Consider the following 18,252-nt stretch of genomic DNA (forward strand, 5'->3'; position numbering starts at 1 on the left):
ACAGGCCTCGGTCAGGCCACCGCGCTCAGCGTGTCCGCGAGGCGGCTGCGTGCCGCGCGGGCCGCGGGCAGTGCCGCCAGCGCCGCCGCCCCGAGCACGGCGGCCGCGCCCAGCGCGAGCAGCAGCGCGGGCGACGGGGACTGGGCGATCCCTGCGCCGATACCGCTGGAGCTGCCCTGGGCGTCGATCAGCCGGCGGCCCAGCGGCAGCCCCAGCGCCATGGCGGCGACCACCGCGGCCAGGGCCGTACAGCTCGTCGCCGTGACGGTGATCGCGGTGATCTGCCGCGGGGACATGCCGATCGCCTTCAGTGCCAGCACGTCCCGCTCGCCCTCGCGGACGCTGCCGCCGATGGCGGTGAGCAGCTCGACCAGCCCGATCAGGGCCAGTACGGCGATCAGCCCGGCGACGACTCCGCGCAGCGGGGAGAGCCCGTCGGCGGGGTTCTCCACCGGGTGCACGTCCAGGTGGCCCCGGCCGGCCGCGGACAGCGCGGCGGCCACCTGCTGCGGGTCGGTGCCGGGGCGCAGCCGCAGTTCGTAGAAGGCGGGGGCCAGCGCGGGGTCGTTCTCGCGGAGGGTGTCCAGGGAGGTGGTCACCACCCGGCCGGCGTTCTGCGGTTCGATGCTGCGGCCCACGATGTGCAGGATCTGCGGCCGGTCGCCCACCGTCATCCGCACCCAGTCACCGACCCGGGCGTGCAGCAGGTCCAGCAGGCCCTGGCCGGCCACCGCCTCGTCCGGTCCGCGTGCGGCCCGGCCCTCGGCGAGGGCGTAGGGGTAGGGCTCGGCGCGGGTGCCGACACCGCGCAGCGCGATGGTGCCGGTCTGGCCGGGGACCAGCGCGGCGACCTCGACTCCGGGGTAGGCGGCGGCGACCCGGTGATCGCCGGTGAGCAGGTCCCGTACGGCGGACGTGTCCATGGCACCGTCGGAGCGGACGGTGAGGGACGTCGGCAGACCCATGTGGTCCGGGCTGCTGTGGAAGCGGTCGATCGTGGTCCAGGCGCTGAGCGCCACCACGATCAGCAGCAGCGGCAGGGTCAGCCGGGCCACGGTGGCCAGCGACCGGCCGCGCCCCGAGAACGCCTTGTGGCAGCCGAGGACCAGCGCGGCCGGCAGCCGCAGCCCGAGCGCCCGCCGGGCCGCTCCGGTCAGCCGCCCGCCGGCCGGTGCGGTCCGGCGCGGCACCGGAACCGGCGGCACCCGCCCGGCCCGCCACGCCGCGAGACCCGTCGTCAGGCCGATGAACAGCACCGCGCCCACGGGCACCACGAACAGCGCCACGGTGTGCCCCGGCAGCCCCTGCCACACGCCCACGGCGTCGCCGAGCCGGCCGGGGATCCGGTGCCCCAGGGCCTCGGTGAGTGCCGCGGCGGCCACCGAGCCGAGCAGCGCGTACGCCAGGTGCTGGAGCAGGAAGATCCGGACGACCTGGCCGGGGGTGAAGCCGATCGCCTTCAGCACCGAAATGTCCCGCAGGTGCCCGCGGATGCGGGTGGCGATGGCCCCGTGCACGGCGAACCCGGCGGCGATCAGGGCGCCGAGACCGAACAGGCCGAGCACCTGCCCGAGCAGCCGGTTGTCGCCCTGGGCGGCGGAGCGCGCCTGCTGCCAGGTGGAGACCTCGCCGACCGCGCCCGCGCCCAGCACCGTGACGGCACGCTGCACGGCGTAGTCCGTGTCGCCCGGGTCGGCCAGGCGCAGCCCGATCACCTGGCCGCCGGGAGCGCGTACGGCGGAGGGCAGGGCCCACACCAGCCCCGGCTGCTCGCCCGGGCTGTAGCGCGGCTCGGCACTGTCCGCGATGCCCTCGACGGTCAGGGTGCGGGCGGTGCCGGGCAGCGTGAGGGTGTCCCCGGGCTCGGCCAGCAGCGCCCGGGCCAGGCCGGTCTCCAGCACCACGCCGTCCGGTTCGGCCGGATCAAGCCAGTGCCCGGCGGTGAGCAGCGGCCGGCCGACGGACGGCAGCCCCGGCGTGCCGCGCAGCTCCACGGAGGCGCGGGTGCCGCCGCGTACGGCGACGGTGGCGGACTCGGTGCGGTAGGGGCCGGCCACGGACTCGACACCGTCCAGCCGGGCCAGCCCGCGGGCGTCGGCCGACGGCACGGTGTGGATCCACACATGCGCGCCACGGGCCTGGGTGAACACGCGCTGCCAGGGGTTGGTGGCGTACCCGAACAGGGCGGTGGCCAGCAGCAACGAGACGACGATCCCGGCGGTGGCCAGCACCAGGAACAGCGCCTCGCCCCGGTGGGTGCGCACGTCGGAGTGCGCCCAGCGCAGGGTGGCTCGCACGTCCCGGAGATCCAGCACCGTCAGTCCCTCAGCTCCAGCACACCCGAGATCCCCGACTTCCGGGACGCGGTGGTGCCGTCCAGCTGCGCGTCGTCGGCTATCCGGCCGTCGAAGAAGCTGATCACCCGGTCGGCGGCGCTCGCCAGCCGGGCGTCATGCGTGACCAGCACGATCGTCTGGCCGCGCCCGTGGAAGCGGGACAGCAGCCGCATGACCTCGCGCGTGCCCTTGCTGTCCAGGCTGCCGGCGGGCTCGTCGGCCAGCAGCAGCGGCGGATGGTTGACCAGGGCCCGGGCGAGCGCGACCCGCTGCTGTTCGCCGCCGGACAGCTCGCCCGGCATGCTGCGCTCCTTGCCCGTGAGCCCCAGCTCCGCCAGCAGCTCCTCACGCTCGGCGCGCGCCTTCTTCGGCGGGACGCCGGCGAGCAGGGCGGGCAGCTCGACGTTGTCGGCGACGGACAGGTTCGACACCAGGTTGAAGAACTGGAACACGATCCCGATGGCCTTGCGGCGCTCCACCGCCCAGCGGGCCTCGCCGAAGGAGTCCGTGCAGCGCCCGTCCAGCCAGATGCTGCCCGCGTCCGGACGCTGCAGCCCGCCGAGCAGGTGCAACAGCGTGGACTTGCCCGCGCCCGACGGGCCGGTGATCGCCACGAACTCGCCCCGCGCCACGGACAGGTCGACCCCGCGCACGGCATGCGCGGGCGCGCCCTCGCCGTGGTGCGTCTTCACCAGCCCCTCGGCCCGAAGCACCGGAACAGTGTCCTCGCTCGCCCCAGTGCTCATTCCAGTTCCTCCTGGCACCGCTCGAGCCAGTCGAGGTCGGCCTGCAGATGCAGCATCGCGCCCTCGATGAGCAGCTGGGCGATGCGGTTGTCCCGGTTCTCGGCCGTGGCCAGTTTCGACAGGTTGCGCATGGTGTTCAGGTACTGGCGCCGCTGCTTGTTGATGAGGGCGATCTGGTCGGCGAGACCGGTCTGCGGGGCGAGGGCGAGCTTCATGAAGAACTCGTCCCGCACCCGCGGCTCGTCCTCGGTCTCCTCGAACCAGGCGTGCAGCGCCTCCCGCCCGGCGTCGGTGAGGTGGTAGACCTTCTTGTTGGGCCGGCTGGACTGCTCGACGTCCTCGCCCTCGATCAGTCCCGACTTCTCGAGGCGGCCGAGGGTGACGTAGATCTGGCCGACGTTCGGCTGAGGGTACGCGGAGCCCAGCAGTTGCTCAAGGTCCTGCTTCAGCTCGTAGCCATGGGCCGGACCACGGGCGAGGAGTGCCAGGAGGGGCAGGCGCACTCGTGCTGTCCTCCTGTCTGCTCACAATGTGCTCCAGGCCCTAGTATCGCCCATACCTAACAGGTATACATGGCCTCTGACTCCCGGGCGAGGGTGCCCGGAGCCGTGTGTACGTGTTCAGGGAGGAACCTATGCGGTGGATACGCGCCGCCGGTAGGGGCCTCCTCGTTCTCGCCGTGATCCTCACCGGGTACGTCGCCTCCGGCGCGCAGGCCGACGAGGGCGCGGGCGAGAGCCGCGGCCCGCTCACCCTGGCCACCGCCGGCGACCTCACCGGATATCTCGCCCCGCTGCTGCAGGGCTGGAACCGCACCCACCCCGGCGAGAAGGTGACCCTCGTCGAGCTGCCGGACTCCGCCGACGAGACCCATGCGCAGATGACCACCGACCTGCGCGGTGGTGACCGGGGCCGCTTCGACGTCCTCAACATCGACGTCAACTGGACCTCGGAGTTCGCGGCGGCCGGCTGGATCCGCCCGCTGCCCCGTGATCGCTTCCCGCTGAAGAGCTTCCTGCCGCCGGTCGTGGACACGGCCACCTACGACGGCCGGCTGTACGCGGTCCCGTACGTCACGAATGCCGGACTTCTCCTGTATCGCAAGGACATCCTCGCCAAGGAGGGCGTCCCCCCGCCGCGCACCTGGGCCGAGCTGGAGCACGACGCGAAGACCATCGCGCCCAAGTACCACCTCGGCGGCTACGCGGGCCAGTTCCTGCCCTACGAGGGCCTCACGGTCAACGCGGCCGAGGCCGTCTACTCGGCGGGCGGCACGATCCTCGGCGGCGAGGGCACCCGGGTCACCGTCGACTCCTCCGCCGCCCGCGAGGGCATCGGCTTCCTCGCCCGCGGCGTCCGCGAGGGCTGGATACCGAAGGCGGCGCTGACGTACAAGGAGGAGGAGTCCAAGCAGGCCTTCCAGGACGGCGGGCTGCTCTTCCTGCGCAACTGGCCCTATGCGTACGCCGTGGCCTCGGCCAAGGGCTCCAAGGTGGCCGGGAGGATCGGCGCCGTACCGCTGCCCGGCCCCGACGGACCGGGGACCAGTGTGCTCGGCGGCTCCAACCTGGCCGTCAACTCCCATGCGGCGCATCCCGATTCGGCCGCCCGGCTGATCGCCTACCTCACCAGCGCGCCCGTCCAGCGCCAGGTGCTCACCCGGGGTGCCCTGCCGCCCGTGCGCGCCGCGCTCTACGAGGATCCCCAGCTGGTGCGGCGCTTCCCCTATCTGCCGACCCTGCGCACCGCCGTGCTCACTGCCCGGCCGCGCCCCAAGAGCCCGCACTACGACCAGGTCAGCCTGGTGGTGCAGGCCGTGATGCAGGACGCGCTCAGCGGGCGGGAGACGCCCGAACAGGCCGTGCGCAGGCTCGCGCGCGAGCTCGACGCGATCGCCCGCCGATAGTTACTTGTTAAGTAACGCGCAGATCTCATCTCGGCGCATGATGCCCGGTTAAGTCCGATTTTGCGCCCTCAACTCACCAGTAGCTTCCGTTCTTTTCGTTGACACCCTCACGACACGCCTACCTAACATGCATGCATGCTGAGTAAGTACCACTGGTGGCGTGACGCGGTGATCTACCAGGTCTACGTCCGCAGCTTTCTCGACAGCACCGGCGACGGCATCGGCGATCTGGCCGGCGTCCGGGCCGGGCTGCCGTATCTGAAGAAGCTGGGCGTCGACGGGATCTGGCTGAGCCCGTTCTACCCCTCGCCCCAGCACGACCACGGCTACGACGTGGCCGACTACTGCGGGGTCGACCCGCTCTTCGGCGACCTCGCCGAGTTCGACCTGCTGATGGCGGCCGCGCACCGGCTCGGCATCAAGGTGCTCCTGGACATCGTGCCCAACCACTGCTCCAGCGAGCACCCGTGGTTCCGCGAGGCGCTCGACAGCGCGCCCGGCAGCCCGGCCCGCGCCCGCTTCCACTTCGCCGACGGCCGCGGCCCGGACGGTGCCGAGCCGCCCAACAACTGGCACGCGATGTTCGGCGGCCCGGCCTGGACCCGGGTCGGCGACGGCCAGTGGTACCTGCACATGTTCACGCCCGAGCAGCCCGACTGGAACTGGCGCACCCCCGAGGTCGCCGCCGAGTTCGACCGCGTCCTGCGCTTCTGGCTCGACCGTGGCGTCGACGGCTTCCGCATCGACGTCGCCGCCGGCCTCTACAAGCACCCCGAACTGCCCGACTCCGACGACCCGGAGGCCGACGCCCGCACCCGCGACTCGGTCAACCCGCTCGCCTGGAACCAGCCCGAGGTGCACGAGGTGTGGCGGCAGTGGCGCGCGACCTGCGAGGAGTACACGGCCCGCGACGGCCGTGAACGCCTCCTCGTCGGCGAGGTCTCCGTCCCCACCGCCCGCGAACACGCCCTGTACGTCCGCCCGGACGAACTCCACCAGGCCTTCTTCTTCGACCTGCTCGGCGCCCCCTGGGACGCCGACGCCTTCCGCAAGGTCATCTCCGAGGCCATGCAGGACATCGCCGGCACCGGCTCCACGGTCACCTGGGTGCTCAACAACCACGACCAGGTCCGCACCGTCACCCGCTACGGCGAACCCGCCCCCGAGGGCAGCGGACTCGGCGCCGCCCGCGCCCGCGCCGCGGCCCTGCTGATGCTGGCGCTGCCCGGAGCCGCGTACATCTACCAGGGCGAGGAGCTGGGTCTGCCCGAGGTCGTCGACCTGCCCGACGACGTCCTCACCGACCCGATATTCCGCCGCACCGGCAGCCGCGCCCGCATCCGCGACGGCTGCCGGGTGCCGCTGCCCTGGTCCGGACAGGCCTCCCCGTTCGGCTTCACCTCCGGCGTGGAGGGCGCCAAGCCCTGGCTCCCGCAGCCCGACTACTTCGCCGAGTACGCCACCGACCGCGCCCTCGCCGACACCCGCTCCTTCTGGCACCTGTACCGCGACGGCCTCCAACTCCGGCACTCTCTGCCCCAGTTGGGCGAGGGAACGCTGCACTGGCTGGAGTCCCCGCCCGGCGTCCTCGCCTTCACCCGCGGCGACGGCCTGGTCTGCGCCGTCAACTTCGGTACGGCCCCCACGCCCGCCCCGGTCTCCGGCACCCCCCTGCTGTCCAGCGGCCCCTGCCCGGCCGGCGTCCTGCCCGGCGCCACGGCCGCCTGGTGGCTCAGCGATCTCTGACCCCCGACACCGTCACCTCACCTCCCCGAAGGGACATCAACGATGATGCGACGACGTACCACCCTGCTCACCAGCTGCACCGCCCTCGCCCTGGCGCTCGGCGCGACCGCCTGCGGCGGCGGGCCCGTCTCGGCCGGCGGCGGTGACAAGGCGCTCAGCGGCCAGACGGTCACCGTGGCCGGTGTCTGGACCGGCAGCGAACAGAAGAACTTCCAGAAGGTGCTGGACGCCTTCACCGCGAAGACCGGCGCCAAGACGCAGTTCATCTCCACCGGCGACAACGTCTCCACCGTCGTCGGCAGCAAGATCGAGGGCGGCAACGCGCCCGACGTCGTGATGGTCCCGCAGGTCGGCGTGCTCGACCAGTTCGCGAAGAAGGGCTGGCTCAAGCCGCTGTCCCCGACGGCGCAGGCGACGATCACCGCCGACTACGCGCCCGTGTGGAAGAAGTACGGCAGCGTCGACGGCACCCTGTACGGCCTGTACTTCAAGGCCGCCCACAAGTCCACCGTCTGGTACAGCCCCGGCGCGCTCTCCCAGGCCGGGGTCAAGCCGCCGAAGACGTACGACGAGATGCTGAAGGCCGGCCACACCGTCTCCGACTCCGGGCTCGCGGCCTTCGCCGTCGGCGGAGAGGACGGCTGGACCCTCACCGACTGGTTCGAGAACATCTACCTCTCCCAGGCCGGACCCGAGAAGTACGACGCCCTCGCCGCGCACAAGCTGAAGTGGACCGACGCGAGCGTGGTCAAGGCGCTGGGGACGCTCGGCAAGCTGTTCAAGGACAAGCAGCTGATCGCTGGCGGCCAGAAGGAGGCCCTGAACACCGACTTCCCCAGCTCGGTGGAGAAGGTGTTCGGACCCAAGCCCGAGGCCGGCATGGTCTACGAGGGCGACTTCGTGGGCGGAGTCGCGCACGACCAGTTCGGCAAGACCATCGGCAAGGACGCCGACTTCTTCCCGTTCCCGGCGGTCGACGGCGGCACGGCACCCGTCGTCAGCGGCGGCGACGCGGCGGTCGTCCTCAAGGACGGCAAGAACGCCAAGGCCGGCATGAAACTCCTGGAGTACCTGGCCACCCCGGAGGCCGCGGCCGTGTGGGCGAAGGCGGGCGGCTTCCTGTCCCCGAACAAGAAGCTCGACCCGGCCTCCTACGGCGACGACGTCACCCGCGCCACCGCCAAGTCCCTGATCGACGCGGGCGACTCGGTCCGCTTCGACATGTCCGACCAGGCCCCGGCGGCCTTCGGCGGCACCAAGGGCGCCGGCGAGTGGAAGCTGCTCCAGGACTTCCTGCGCGACCCGTCGGACCCGAAGGGCACCGCGGCGAAGCTGGAAGCCGCCGCGGCCAAGGCCTACCAGGGCTGAGCGGCAGCCATCATGACCGCCACCGCTCTCGTGAAACAGCAGGCGGGCCCGCGGGCCGCCGGCGCGGCGCGCGGGCGCCGCAGCCGGCGGCGCGCCCGGCTGATCGCCCTGCTCTTCGTCTTCCCCGCGCTGCTCCTGCTCGGCGCGCTCGTCGTCTACCCGGTGCTGTTCTCCGTCGGCCGCAGCTTCTTCGACGCCTCCGGCACCCGGTTCGTCGGCGGCGGCAACTACGCCGAGATGTTCCGCGACCCGGCGACCCTGAAGGCCATCCGCAACACCGCCATCTGGGTGGTGGTCGCCCCGGCCCTGCTGACCGGCCTCGGCCTGATCCTGGCCGTGCTGGTCGAGAAGGTCCGCTGGGCCACCGCCTTCAAGCTGCTGCTGTTCATGCCGATGGCGGTGTCCTTCCTGGCCGCCGGCATCATCTTCCGGCTGGCCTACGACGAGGACCCGAACAAGGGCGTCCTGAACGCGGCCGTGGTCTCCGTGCACGATGCCTTCGAGGGCACGTCGTCGTACCCGACGGCGCGCGGCCGCCAGGGCCTGCTGACCCAGGACCGGGACGGCTCGTACCGTACGACCGCCTCCGCCGGCCACTCGGTGGCCCTTCCGATGGTCGGCGTGCTGCCCAAGGACCTGCCCAAGGGCGCCGAGCCCGCTGCCGCGGCGGCCGCGCGCAAGGCGGCGCCCGGCGAGCTGCGCGGGGTCGTCTACCTCGACTTCACCCCCGGCGGCGGAGGCAGGCAGGGCAAGGTCGACCCGAAGGAGAGCGGCCTGCCCGGCATGAAGGTCCAGGCGGTGCGCGACGGCAGCACGGTCGCGAGCGCGACCACCGCGGCCGACGGCTCCTTCCGCTTCTCCGGGCTGCGCGCGGGCTCGTACACGGTGAGACTTCCCGGGTCCAACTTCGCCCCGCCGTACCAGGGCGTCTCCTGGCTCGGCCCGGCCCTCGTCACCCCGGCGATCATCGGCGCGTACCTGTGGATCTGGACCGGCTTCGCGATGGTGCTGATCGGCGCGGGTCTCGCGGCCCTGCCCCGGGACGCCCTGGAGGCGGCCCGGATGGACGGCGCGAACGAGTGGCAGATCTTCCGCAGGATCACCGTGCCGCTGCTGGCCCCCGTGCTGACGGTCGTCTTCGTGACCCTCGTCATCAACGTGATGAAGGTCTTCGACCTCGTCTACATCATCGCGCCCGGACCGGTGCAGGAGGACGCCACCGTGCTCGCCACCCAGATGTGGCTCGTGTCCTTCGGCGGCGGCAACAACCAGGGCCTCGGCAGCGCCCTCGGCGTGCTGCTCCTGCTGCTGGTGATTCCCGCGATGGTCTTCAACGTCCGCCGCTTCCGCAACAGTCAACGATGAGGAGTCAGCGATGAACGCGATCAGGCGGGGCCTGGGCAACGGCCTGGTGCAGGCCTTCCTGGTGGTGATCGGCCTGGTCTGGCTGACCCCGCTCGCAGGCCTCTTCGTGTCCTCCCTGCGCTCGGCGCAGGACACCGCGAAGGGCGGCTGGTGGACGGCGCTCACCAGCCCCGGCCAGCTGTCCTTCGACAACTACTCGGCGCTGCTGAAGAACTCCGGCATGACGCAGGCCTTCTGGAACACGGTGCTGATCTCGGTGCCGGCCACGACGCTCGTCGTGGTCATCGCCGCCCTCGCCGGATACGCCTTCGCCTGGCTGGACTTCCCGCTGCGGGAGCCCCTCTTCCTGCTGGTGGTGGCCCTGTTGGTGGTGCCGGTCCAGATCGGCCTGCTGCCGGTGGCCAAACTCTTCGGCGCGCTGGGCCTGTTCGGCACGATCCCCGGCGTGGTCCTCTTCCACGTGGCCTACGGCCTGCCCTTCGCCGTGTTCCTGCTGCGCAACTACTTCGCGGAGATGCCGAAGGAGATGCTGGAGGCGGCCCGGATGGACGGCGGCAGCGAGTGGCGCATCTTCACGCGCCTGGTCCTGCCGGTGGGGCGTCCCGCGATCGCCTCGCTCGCGATCTTCCAGTTCCTGTGGGTCTGGAACGACATGCTGGTCGCCCTGCTGTTCGCCGACAGTTCCTCCCAGCCGCTGACCGTGGAACTCCAGTCCCAGATCCGCCAGTTCGGCAGCAATATCGACGTCCTGGCCCCGGGCGCGTTCCTGTCCCTGATCGTGCCGGTGGTGGTGTTCTTCGCCTTCCAGCGGCACTTCGTCCAGGGCGTGATGGCGGGCTCGGTCAAGTGACCGAGCCCGCTGGGCTCACGCGTACGTCCAGCGCCAGGCGCTGCCGCTGTACGAGCACGTGATCGTCGTGCCGGCCGCGTCGGTGGTCGTCGCCCCGTGGTCGCCGCTGCGGCAGAACTGGCCCGCCCGGTAGCAGTTGCCCGCGTTGGAGACGATGGAACAGGTGCCGGTGCCGGTGCCGTCACTGCGCACCGTGCCGGAGGCGGCCTTGGTGACGGTGACGGTCGGTCCGGGCGTTCTGACGGTCTTCGTCCTGGTGACCGTCGGCCCGGGCTCCGGCCGGGCGGTCACGGTGGTCGTGGCCGTGACGGTCACGGTGGGCCGCGGCGGCGGTGCCGACGCCTTGGCCGCGCTGTCGTGCGTGGACTGGCCACAGCCGGCCGCGCCGGCGGCCAGCAGCGCGACGCAGGCGGCCCACAGCCGCACCCTCCTGGTTCGGCGGGGCATCAGCCGTGGAAGGTGATGTAGCCGTTGCCGTCCCGGTCGTCACGGGACCTGGTGTAGGCGTGGGTGTCCGCGTGGGCGCCGGACGGCTTGTACAGGTAGATGGTGTCCCCGTCGTTGTTCCACATGAAGTTGCAGTTCTGGCGGTAGACGACGTTGTTCGCGTCCGAGTCGGTGCCGTGGCCGCCGCGCAGCTTCACGTAGTCGCCGGGCTCGAGGTAGTGGTTCGAGGGGAACGTGAACCGGTTCCCGGCGGCGTCCTTGACGACGTAGCCCTTGAGGTTGACGGTCGTGCTGCGCGAGTAGTTCTTGATCGTCAGGTACTCGTCGCGGGTGTTGCCGGTACGGCAGTTGTTGGAGTCCCGCCCCGGGGCGTCGTACTGGACGCCCTTGATCTTCAGGGCGGAGGAGTACTCGGTGGCCTGGGCCGGCGCGGCGACGACGACGGCGAGCGTGCCGGCCGTGACAGCGGTGGCCAGCGCGAAACGTATACGCATGATGAGGTCCCCCCTCGGTGGTGCGATTCAGCGGCAGGAGCCTACACAAAAGTTGACGGTTGCACGGATATTCCGTGCAGAAAATGTGAAGCTCCGTTGAGGGGGGACCTCAGTGGTTCAGCGGTTCACGGCGAAGCCGGCGGATACAGCGACCTCGGCAACTGCGAAGCCGCGGCCGAGTCCAGCAGCCACAGGGTGCGGGAGCGGCCGTACGCACCCGCCGCCGGGGCCTGGATCTCGCCCGCGCCCGACAGGGCGATGGCCGTGGCCTCCGCCTTGTCCGCCCCGGCCGCGAGCAGCCAGACCTCCCGGGCCGAACGGATCGCCGGGAGGGTGAGGGAGATCCGGGTCGGCGGGGGCTTGGGCGCGCCGTGCACGCCGATCACCGTGCGTTCCGTCTCCCGGACCCCCGGATGCTCCGGGAACAGGGAGGCCACGTGGGTGTCCGGGCCGACGCCCAGCATCAGGACGTCGAAGGTCGGCACCGAGCCGTGGTTCTCCGGCCCGGCCGCCTTCGCCAGCTCCGCCGCGTACGCCTCCGCCGCCGCGCCGACGTCCGTGCCGTACGGGCCGTCGGAGGCGGGCATGGCGTGCACGCGCTCCGGATCCAGCGGGACGGAGTCGAGCAGGGCCTCGCGGGCCTGCGTCACATTGCGCTCGGGGTCGCCCTCGGGCAGGTAGCGCTCGTCGCCCCACCACAGGTCGAGCCGGCCCCAGTCGATGGCGTCCCGGGCCGGGGCCGCCGCCAGCGCGGCCAGCAGGCCGTTGCCGTTGCGGCCGCCCGTGAGGACCACGGACGCGGTGCCCCGGGAGGCCTGCGCGTCCACGATCTTCGTGATCAGGCGGGCCGCGGCGGCCTGCGCCATCAGGTCCTTGTCGCGGTGGACGACCAGCTGCGGAGTGCTCACTTCGCCGCCGCCTTCCTCGCCGGTGCCTTCTTCGCGGTCCTGGCCGCCGCCTTCTTGCCCGGCGCCTTGACCGCCTCCTCCACGGGCTCCGGCTCGGCGACCGGCTCCTGGCCTGCCTGCTCCGGAACCGTGTTCAGCCGCTCCACGCCGTAGCGCAGCGCCGACGCGTAGGTGTCGTCCGGGTCGAGCCGGCGCAGCTCCTCCGCGATCAGCTCGGCGGTCTCCCGCCGTTTCAGCGCCACCGCGCGGGCCGGCTGGCCCTCGATGGACAGCGTGGCCAGCGTGCCGTCCGCGCGGTCCAGGACGATCGGGCCGCAGCTCGTGTCCATGCGGACCGCGGTGAGCCCCGGGCCGCCCGACAGCGAGCGCTTCACCGGTACGTCCAGCCGGTCCGCGAGCCACATCGCCAGCAGCTCACAGCTCGGGTTGAACTCCTCGCCCTCCACCTCGACGGCCGTCACCTCGCAGGTGACCTGGTCCAGGGCGGCCGCCAGCATCGAACGCCACGGCGTGATCCGGGTCCAGGACAGGTCGGTGTCGCCCGGCGTGTAGGCCTCGGCGCGCGCGGACAGCTCCCGCACCGGCTGCTCGGCGGTGTAGGTGTCGGTGACCCGGCGCTGGGCGAGCGCGCCCAGCGGGTCCTTCGCCGGATCCAGCGGGGCGTTCACCGGCCACCACACGACCACCGGCGCGTCCGGCAGCAGCAGCGGCAGCACGACCGAGTCGGCGTGGCCCACGACCTCGCCGTACAGCCGGAGCACGACCGTCTCGCCGGTGCCCGCGTCCGCGCCCACCCGCACCTCGGCGTCGAGACGCGAGGAGGTGCGGTCGCGCGGGGTGCGGGAGACCCGCTTGATGACCACCAGCGTGCGCGAGGGGTGCTCGCGCGAGGCGTCGTTGGCGGCCTTCAGCGCGTCGTAGGCGTTCTCCTCGTCGGTGACGATGACGAGGGTCAGGACCATGCCCACGGCGGGGGTGCCGATGGCCCGGCGGCCCTGCACGAGCGCCTTGTTGATGTCGCCGGCGGTGGTGTCGGTCAGGTCTATCTTCATGGCCGGCGCCAGCTCCGTCCGTCTCGTGCGAGCATCTCGTCCGCCTCGGCGGGACCCCAGGTGCCCGACGGGTACTGCGCGGGCCTGCCGTGCTTGTCCCAGTACTCCTCGATCGGGTCGAGGATCTTCCAGGACAGCTCGACCTCCTCCGTGCGCGGGAACAGGTTGGCGTCGCCCAGCAGCACGTCCAGGATCAGGCGTTCGTACGCCTCCGGGCTGGACTCGGTGAAGGACTCGCCGTAGGCGAAGTCCATGGAGACGTCCCGGATCTCCATCGAGGTGCCCGGCACCTTCGAACCGAACCGCACGGTCACGCCCTCGTCCGGCTGGACGCGGATCACGATCGCGTTCTGGCCCAGTTCCTCCGTCGCCGTGGTGTCGAAGGGGGAGTGCGGGGCCCGCTGGAAGACCACGGCGATCTCCGTCACCCGGCGGCCGAGGCGCTTGCCCGTGCGCAGGTAGAACGGCACACCCGCCCAGCGGCGATTGTCCACCTCCAGCTTGATCGCCGCGTAGGTGTCGGTCTTCGACTTCGGGTCGATGCCGTCCTCTTCGAGGTAGCCGATGACCTTCTCGCCGCCCTGCCAGCCGGCCGCGTACTGCCCGCGCACCGTGCTGCGGCCCAGGTCCTTGGGCAGCCGTACGGCGCCCAGCACCTTCTCCTTCTCCGCGGCCAGCGCGGACGCGTCGAAGGAGGCGGGCTCCTCCATGGCCGTCAGGGCCATGAGCTGCAGCAGGTGGTTCTGGATGACGTCACGGGCGGCGCCGATGCCGTCGTAGTAGCCGGCCCGGCCGCCGATGCCGATGTCCTCGGCCATGGTGATCTGCACATGGTCCACGAAGGACCGGTTCCAGATCGGCTCGAACATGGTGTTGGCGAACCGCAGCGCCAGGATGTTCTGGACGGTCTCCTTGCCGAGGTAGTGGTCGATCCGGAACACCTGGTCCGGCTCGAACACCTCGTGCACGACCTTGTTCAGTTCCTCGGCCGACTTCAGGTCGTGCCCGAACGGCTTCTCGATGACCGCGCGCCGCCAGGAACCGCCCGACTGCTCGGCGAGACCGTGCTTCTTCAGCTGCTGGATGACGACCGGGAAGGAGCGCGGCGGCACCGACAGGTAGAAGGCGAAGTTGCCGCCCGTGCCCTGGGCCTTGTCCAGCTCCTCGATGGTGGAGCGCAGCCGCTCGAACGCGTCGTCGTCGTCGAAGGTGCCCTGGACGAAGCGCATCCCCTGGATGAGCTGCTGCCAGACCTCCTCGCGGAACGGCGTACGGGCGTGCGCCTTGACGGCGTCGTGGACCTCCTGCGCGAAGTCCTCGTTCGCCCACTCGCGGCGGGCGAAGCCCACCAGCGAGAAGCCCGGCGGCAGCAGACCCCGGTTGGCGAGGTCGTACACCGCGGGCATCAGCTTCTTGCGGGACAGGTCGCCCGTGACACCGAAGATGACCAGACCGGACGGCCCCGCGATGCGCGGGAGCCGTCGGTCGGCCGGGTCACGAAGCGGGTTCGCTCCGGAACCGGAAACGGGTGACAAGTCAGCCCTCCGTAGGGGCGAGGCGCTCGAGCTCCGCCTGGGTGGACTTCAGCAGGTCGTTCCAGGACGCCTCGAACTTCTCGACGCCCTCGTCCTCCAGCACCTGCACGACGTCGTCGTACGAGATGCCGAGCTTCTCCAGCGCGTCGAGGTCGGCACGCGCCTGCTCGTAGGTGCCGGCGATGGTGTCGCCGCTGATCTCGCCGTGGTCCTCGGTGGCCTCCAGCGTGGCCTCCGGCATGGTGTTGACCGTGTTCGGCGCGACCAGCTCGGTGACGTACAGCGTGTCCGGGTACGCCGGGTCCTTCACACCGGTCGACGCCCACAGCGGACGCTGCTTGTTGGCGCCCGCGTTCTCCAGCGCGCTCCAGCGGTCCGAGGAGAAGACCTCCTCGTACGCCTGGTAGGCGAGGCGCGCGTTGGCGACGGCGGCCTTGCCGCGCAGTGCCTTGGCCTCGTCGGTGCCGATGCCGTCCAGGCGCTTGTCGATCTCGGTGTCCACGCGGGACACGAAGAAGGACGCCACGGAGTGGATCAGCGAGATGTCCAGGCCGCGCTCCCTGGCCTTCTCCAGGCCGGAGAGGTAGGCGTCCATGACGGCCCGGTACCGCTCCAGGGAGAAGATCAGGGTCACGTTGACGCTGATGCCGAGGCCGATCGTCTCGGTGATCGCCGGCAGGCCCGCCTCGGTGGCCGGGATCTTGATCAGGGTGTTGGGCCGGTCCACCAGCCAGGCCAGCTGCTTGGCCTCGGCGACGGTGGCCCTGGTGTTGTGCGCCAGGCGCGGGTCCACCTCGATGGAGACCCGGCCGTCCTTGCCGCCGGTGGCGTCGAAGACGGGGCGCAGGATGTCGGCGGCGTCACGGACGTCCGCCGTGGTGATCATGCGGATGGCCTCTTCGACGGTGACCTTGCGGGCGGCGAGGTCCGCGACCTGCTGCTCGTAGCCGTCGCCGCCGCTGATCGCCTTCTGGAAGATCGTCGGGTTGGTGGTGACGCCCACGACGTGCTGCTGGTCGATCAGCTCGGCGAGGTTGCCGGACGTGATCCGCTTGCGCGACAGGTCGTCCAGCCAGATCGCGACGCCTTCCTCGGAGAGGCGCTTGAGTGCGTCTGTCATGGAATTACATCTCCTACGTGTCGTATATGAGCGTCAGCGCTGGGCGGCGGCGAGGGATTCCCGCGCCTTGGCGGCCACGTTCTCGGCAGTGAAGCCGAACTCGCGGAAGAGCACCTTGCCATCGGCGGAAGCACCGAAGTGCTCCAGGGAAACGATGCGGCCGGCGTCCCCGACGTAGCGGTACCAGGTCAGCCCGATGCCCGCCTCCACGGCCACACGGGCCCGGACGGACGGCGGGAGCACGGAGTCCCGGTACCCCTGGTCCTGCTCCTCGAACCACTCGACGGACGGCATCGACACGACCCGCGTCGGAACGCCGTCGGCCTGCAGCTGCTCACGCGCCTCGACGGCCACGTGCACCTCGGAACCGGTGGCGATCAGGATCACCTGCGGCTCGCCGCCGTCGGCCTCGAACAGGACATAGCCACCCCTGGCCGCGTCCTCGTCGGGCTCGTACACCGGCACGCCCTGGCGGGTGAGCGCCAGACCGTGCGGCTGACCCTTGCCGAACTCCTTGGTGTACCGCTTGAGGATCTCGCGCCAGGCGATCGCGGTCTCGTTGGCGTCCGCCGGGCGGACGACGTTCAGGCCGGGGATCGCGCGCAGCGAGGCCAGGTGCTCGACCGGCTGGTGGGTGGGGCCGTCCTCGCCGAGGCCGATGGAGTCGTGCGTCCACACGTACGTCACCGGCAGGTGCATGAGGGCCGACAGGCGCACCGCGTTGCGCATGTAGTCGGAGAAGACGAGGAACGTACCGCCGTAGACACGGGTGTTGCCGTGCAGCGCGATGCCGTTCATCTCGGCGCCCATCGAGTGCTCGCGGATGCCGAAGTGGATGGTGCGGCCGTACGGGTTGGCCTCGGGGAGCGGGTTGCCCGCGGGCAGGAACGAGCTCTCCTTGTCGATGGTGGTGTTGTTCGACCCGGCGAGGTCGGCGGAGCCGCCCCACAGCTCGGGGATCACCGCGCCGAGCGCCTGCAGCACCTTGCCGGAGGCGGCACGGGTCGCGACACCCTTGCCCGGCTCGAAGACCGGGATCTTCTCCTCCCAGCCGGTGGGCAGCTCGCCCTTGCTGATGCGGTCGAACTCGGCGGCACGCTCGGGGTTGTCGTCCCGCCACACCTGCAGCGCCTTCTCCCACTCGGCGCGCGCCTGCGCACCGCGCTCCAGGGCCTTGCGGGTGTGGGTGATCACCTCGTCCTCGACCTGGAAGTGCTTCTCGGGGTCGAAGCCCAGGACGCGCTTGGTGGCCGCGACCTCCTCCTCGCCCAGGGCCGAGCCGTGCGCGGCCTCGGTGTTCTGGGCGTTCGGGGCCGGCCAAGCGATGATCGAGCGCATCGCGATGAAGGACGGCTTGTCCGTGACCGCCTTGGCCTTCTGGATGGCCTCGTAGATGGCGGCCGGGTCCAGGTCGCCGTTGTCCTGGGCCTCCACGCGCTGCACGTGCCAGCCGTAGGCCTCGTAGCGCTTGACGGTGTCCTCGGAGACGGCCGTCTCGGTGTCGCCCTCGATCGAGATGTGGTTGTCGTCCCACAGCAGGATCAGGTTGCCGAGCTTCTGGTGACCGGCCAGCGAGGAGGCCTCGGCGGAGATGCCCTCCTGCAGGCAGCCGTCACCGGCGATGCAGTAGACGAAGTGGTCGAAGGGCGACTCGCCGACCGGGGCCGCCGGGTCGAACAGACCGCGCTCGTAGCGGGCGGCCATCGCCATGCCCACCGCGTTGGCGACACCCTGGCCGAGCGGGCCGGTGGTGGTCTCGACGCCCTTGGTGTGCCCGTACTCCGGGTGACCCGGGGTCTTCGAACCCCAGGTGCGGAAGGACTCCAGGTCCTCGAGCTCCAGGCCGAAACCGGCCAGGTAGAGCTGCGTGTAGAGGGTCAGGGACGAGTGGCCGGCGGACAGCACGAAACGGTCGCGCCCGACCCACTGCGGGTCGGCCGGGTCGTGCCGCATCACCTTCTGGAAGAGGGTGTAGGCGGCCGGGGCCAGGCTCATCGCCGTACCGGGATGGCCGTTGCCGACCTTCTGTACGGCGTCGGCGGCCAGGACACGGGCGGTGTCCACGGCCCGCTGGTCCAGGTCGGTCCACTCAAGGTCTGTGGTGGTCGGCTTGGTGCTCACCCTGGGTCAGGGCTCCTCTCCACATGTCGGTCGCCGGTCTTCGGGGCATACGCCCACCCGGCCGCCGGCGTGCTTGTCGCCCGCCGGCCGTTGCCGAGCCTACCCCTGTGAGGACGTGCATTTTTTCGAGTGATTCCAGACTGCCGGGACTCCGCACGATCCGCCTCCCGACTGGCCGAGAGGCCATTTGGCACATGAATACGGAGCCGGTCATCTGAGCGCTCAATCGAGTGCCGTGTCCCCTCTTATGGGGCTCCT

Annotated in this window: 15 protein-coding genes; 5 read left to right on the plus strand and 10 right to left on the minus strand. The window is 71.2% G+C overall.

Features of this window, described 5'->3' with window-relative positions; translation table 11 throughout:
• Positions 1 to 11: 11 nt before the first annotated feature.
• From FB563_RS25035 to FB563_RS25045, 3 genes are read right to left on the minus strand one after another with little or no spacing between them, the layout of a single operon-like run.
• Positions 12 to 2,297 (minus strand): ABC transporter permease, encoded by a 2,286-nt coding sequence (locus tag FB563_RS25035; protein WP_055709335.1) that lies wholly within the window; start codon positions 2,295 to 2,297, stop codon positions 12 to 14.
• 20 nt (positions 2,298 to 2,317) lie between these two features.
• Positions 2,318 to 3,082, minus strand: coding sequence for an ABC transporter ATP-binding protein (locus FB563_RS25040; protein ID WP_055709331.1), 765 nt, complete (start codon positions 3,080 to 3,082; stop codon positions 2,318 to 2,320).
• Positions 3,079 to 3,585, minus strand: a complete 507-nt coding sequence (locus FB563_RS25045; RefSeq protein ID WP_055709332.1) for a PadR family transcriptional regulator — start codon at positions 3,583 to 3,585, stop codon at positions 3,079 to 3,081. Before FB563_RS25045 ends, FB563_RS25040 begins: the two co-directional genes overlap by 4 nt.
• A gap of 131 nt (positions 3,586 to 3,716) precedes the next feature.
• Here FB563_RS25045 and FB563_RS25050 point away from each other — a divergent pair, with 131 nt between their 5' ends.
• The 5 genes from FB563_RS25050 to FB563_RS25070 all read left to right on the plus strand — a co-directional run bounded on the left by FB563_RS25050 (position 3,717) and on the right by FB563_RS25070 (position 10,317).
• Complete coding sequence (locus FB563_RS25050; protein WP_055709333.1) at positions 3,717 to 4,988, plus strand: ABC transporter substrate-binding protein; 1,272 nt, start codon at positions 3,717 to 3,719, stop codon at positions 4,986 to 4,988.
• A gap of 135 nt (positions 4,989 to 5,123) precedes the next feature.
• A complete protein-coding gene (locus FB563_RS25055; protein ID WP_208766309.1) occupies positions 5,124 to 6,734 on the plus strand; it encodes a glycoside hydrolase family 13 protein in 1,611 nt (536 codons plus the stop codon).
• A gap of 42 nt (positions 6,735 to 6,776) precedes the next feature.
• The gene (locus FB563_RS25060; RefSeq protein ID WP_142218915.1) at positions 6,777 to 8,102 is read left to right on the plus strand and encodes an ABC transporter substrate-binding protein; all 1,326 of its coding nucleotides are present in this window, start codon (positions 6,777 to 6,779) and stop codon (positions 8,100 to 8,102) included.
• Between the two features lie 12 nt (positions 8,103 to 8,114).
• Positions 8,115 to 9,467, plus strand: coding sequence for an ABC transporter permease (locus FB563_RS25065; protein WP_055707830.1), 1,353 nt, complete (start codon positions 8,115 to 8,117; stop codon positions 9,465 to 9,467).
• 10 nt (positions 9,468 to 9,477) lie between these two features.
• Positions 9,478 to 10,317 carry a carbohydrate ABC transporter permease gene (locus FB563_RS25070; protein ID WP_055707831.1) on the plus strand — a complete coding sequence of 280 codons (840 nt, stop codon included), beginning with the start codon at positions 9,478 to 9,480 and terminating at the stop codon, positions 10,315 to 10,317.
• Between the two features lie 15 nt (positions 10,318 to 10,332).
• Here FB563_RS25070 and FB563_RS25075 read toward each other — a convergent pair whose 3' ends face one another.
• The 7 genes from FB563_RS25075 to tkt form a co-directional block, all read right to left on the minus strand.
• A complete protein-coding gene (locus FB563_RS25075) occupies positions 10,333 to 10,764 on the minus strand; it encodes a hypothetical protein (RefSeq protein ID WP_055707832.1) in 432 nt (143 codons plus the stop codon).
• A complete protein-coding gene (locus FB563_RS25080; RefSeq protein WP_055707833.1) occupies positions 10,764 to 11,258 on the minus strand; it encodes a lamin tail domain-containing protein in 495 nt (164 codons plus the stop codon). The genes FB563_RS25075 and FB563_RS25080 overlap by 1 nt, the downstream gene beginning before the upstream one ends.
• 125 nt (positions 11,259 to 11,383) lie before the next feature.
• Complete coding sequence (pgl, locus tag FB563_RS25085) at positions 11,384 to 12,166, minus strand: 6-phosphogluconolactonase (protein WP_055707834.1); 783 nt, start codon at positions 12,164 to 12,166, stop codon at positions 11,384 to 11,386.
• Entirely contained in the window at positions 12,163 to 13,218 is a 1,056-nt protein-coding gene (gene opcA / locus FB563_RS25090; protein ID WP_055707835.1) for a glucose-6-phosphate dehydrogenase assembly protein OpcA, read from the minus strand. Before opcA ends, pgl begins: the two co-directional genes overlap by 4 nt.
• Complete coding sequence (zwf, locus tag FB563_RS25095) at positions 13,215 to 14,753, minus strand: glucose-6-phosphate dehydrogenase (protein ID WP_055707836.1); 1,539 nt, start codon at positions 14,751 to 14,753, stop codon at positions 13,215 to 13,217. Before zwf ends, opcA begins: the two co-directional genes overlap by 4 nt.
• 1 nt (position 14,754) lies before the next feature.
• On the minus strand, positions 14,755 to 15,873 hold the full coding sequence (gene tal, locus FB563_RS25100) for a transaldolase (RefSeq protein WP_055707837.1): 1,119 nt from the start codon (positions 15,871 to 15,873) through the stop codon (positions 14,755 to 14,757).
• Positions 15,874 to 15,906: 33 nt separating this feature from the next.
• Positions 15,907 to 17,994: a transketolase gene (gene tkt, locus FB563_RS25105; RefSeq protein WP_055707838.1), complete on the minus strand. Its 2,088-nt coding sequence runs from the start codon at positions 17,992 to 17,994 to the stop codon at positions 15,907 to 15,909.
• Positions 17,995 to 18,252: the final 258 nt, after the last annotated feature.

The sequence above is a fragment of the Streptomyces puniciscabiei genome, assembly GCF_006715785.1.
Classification (GTDB): domain Bacteria; phylum Actinomycetota; class Actinomycetes; order Streptomycetales; family Streptomycetaceae; genus Streptomyces; species Streptomyces puniciscabiei.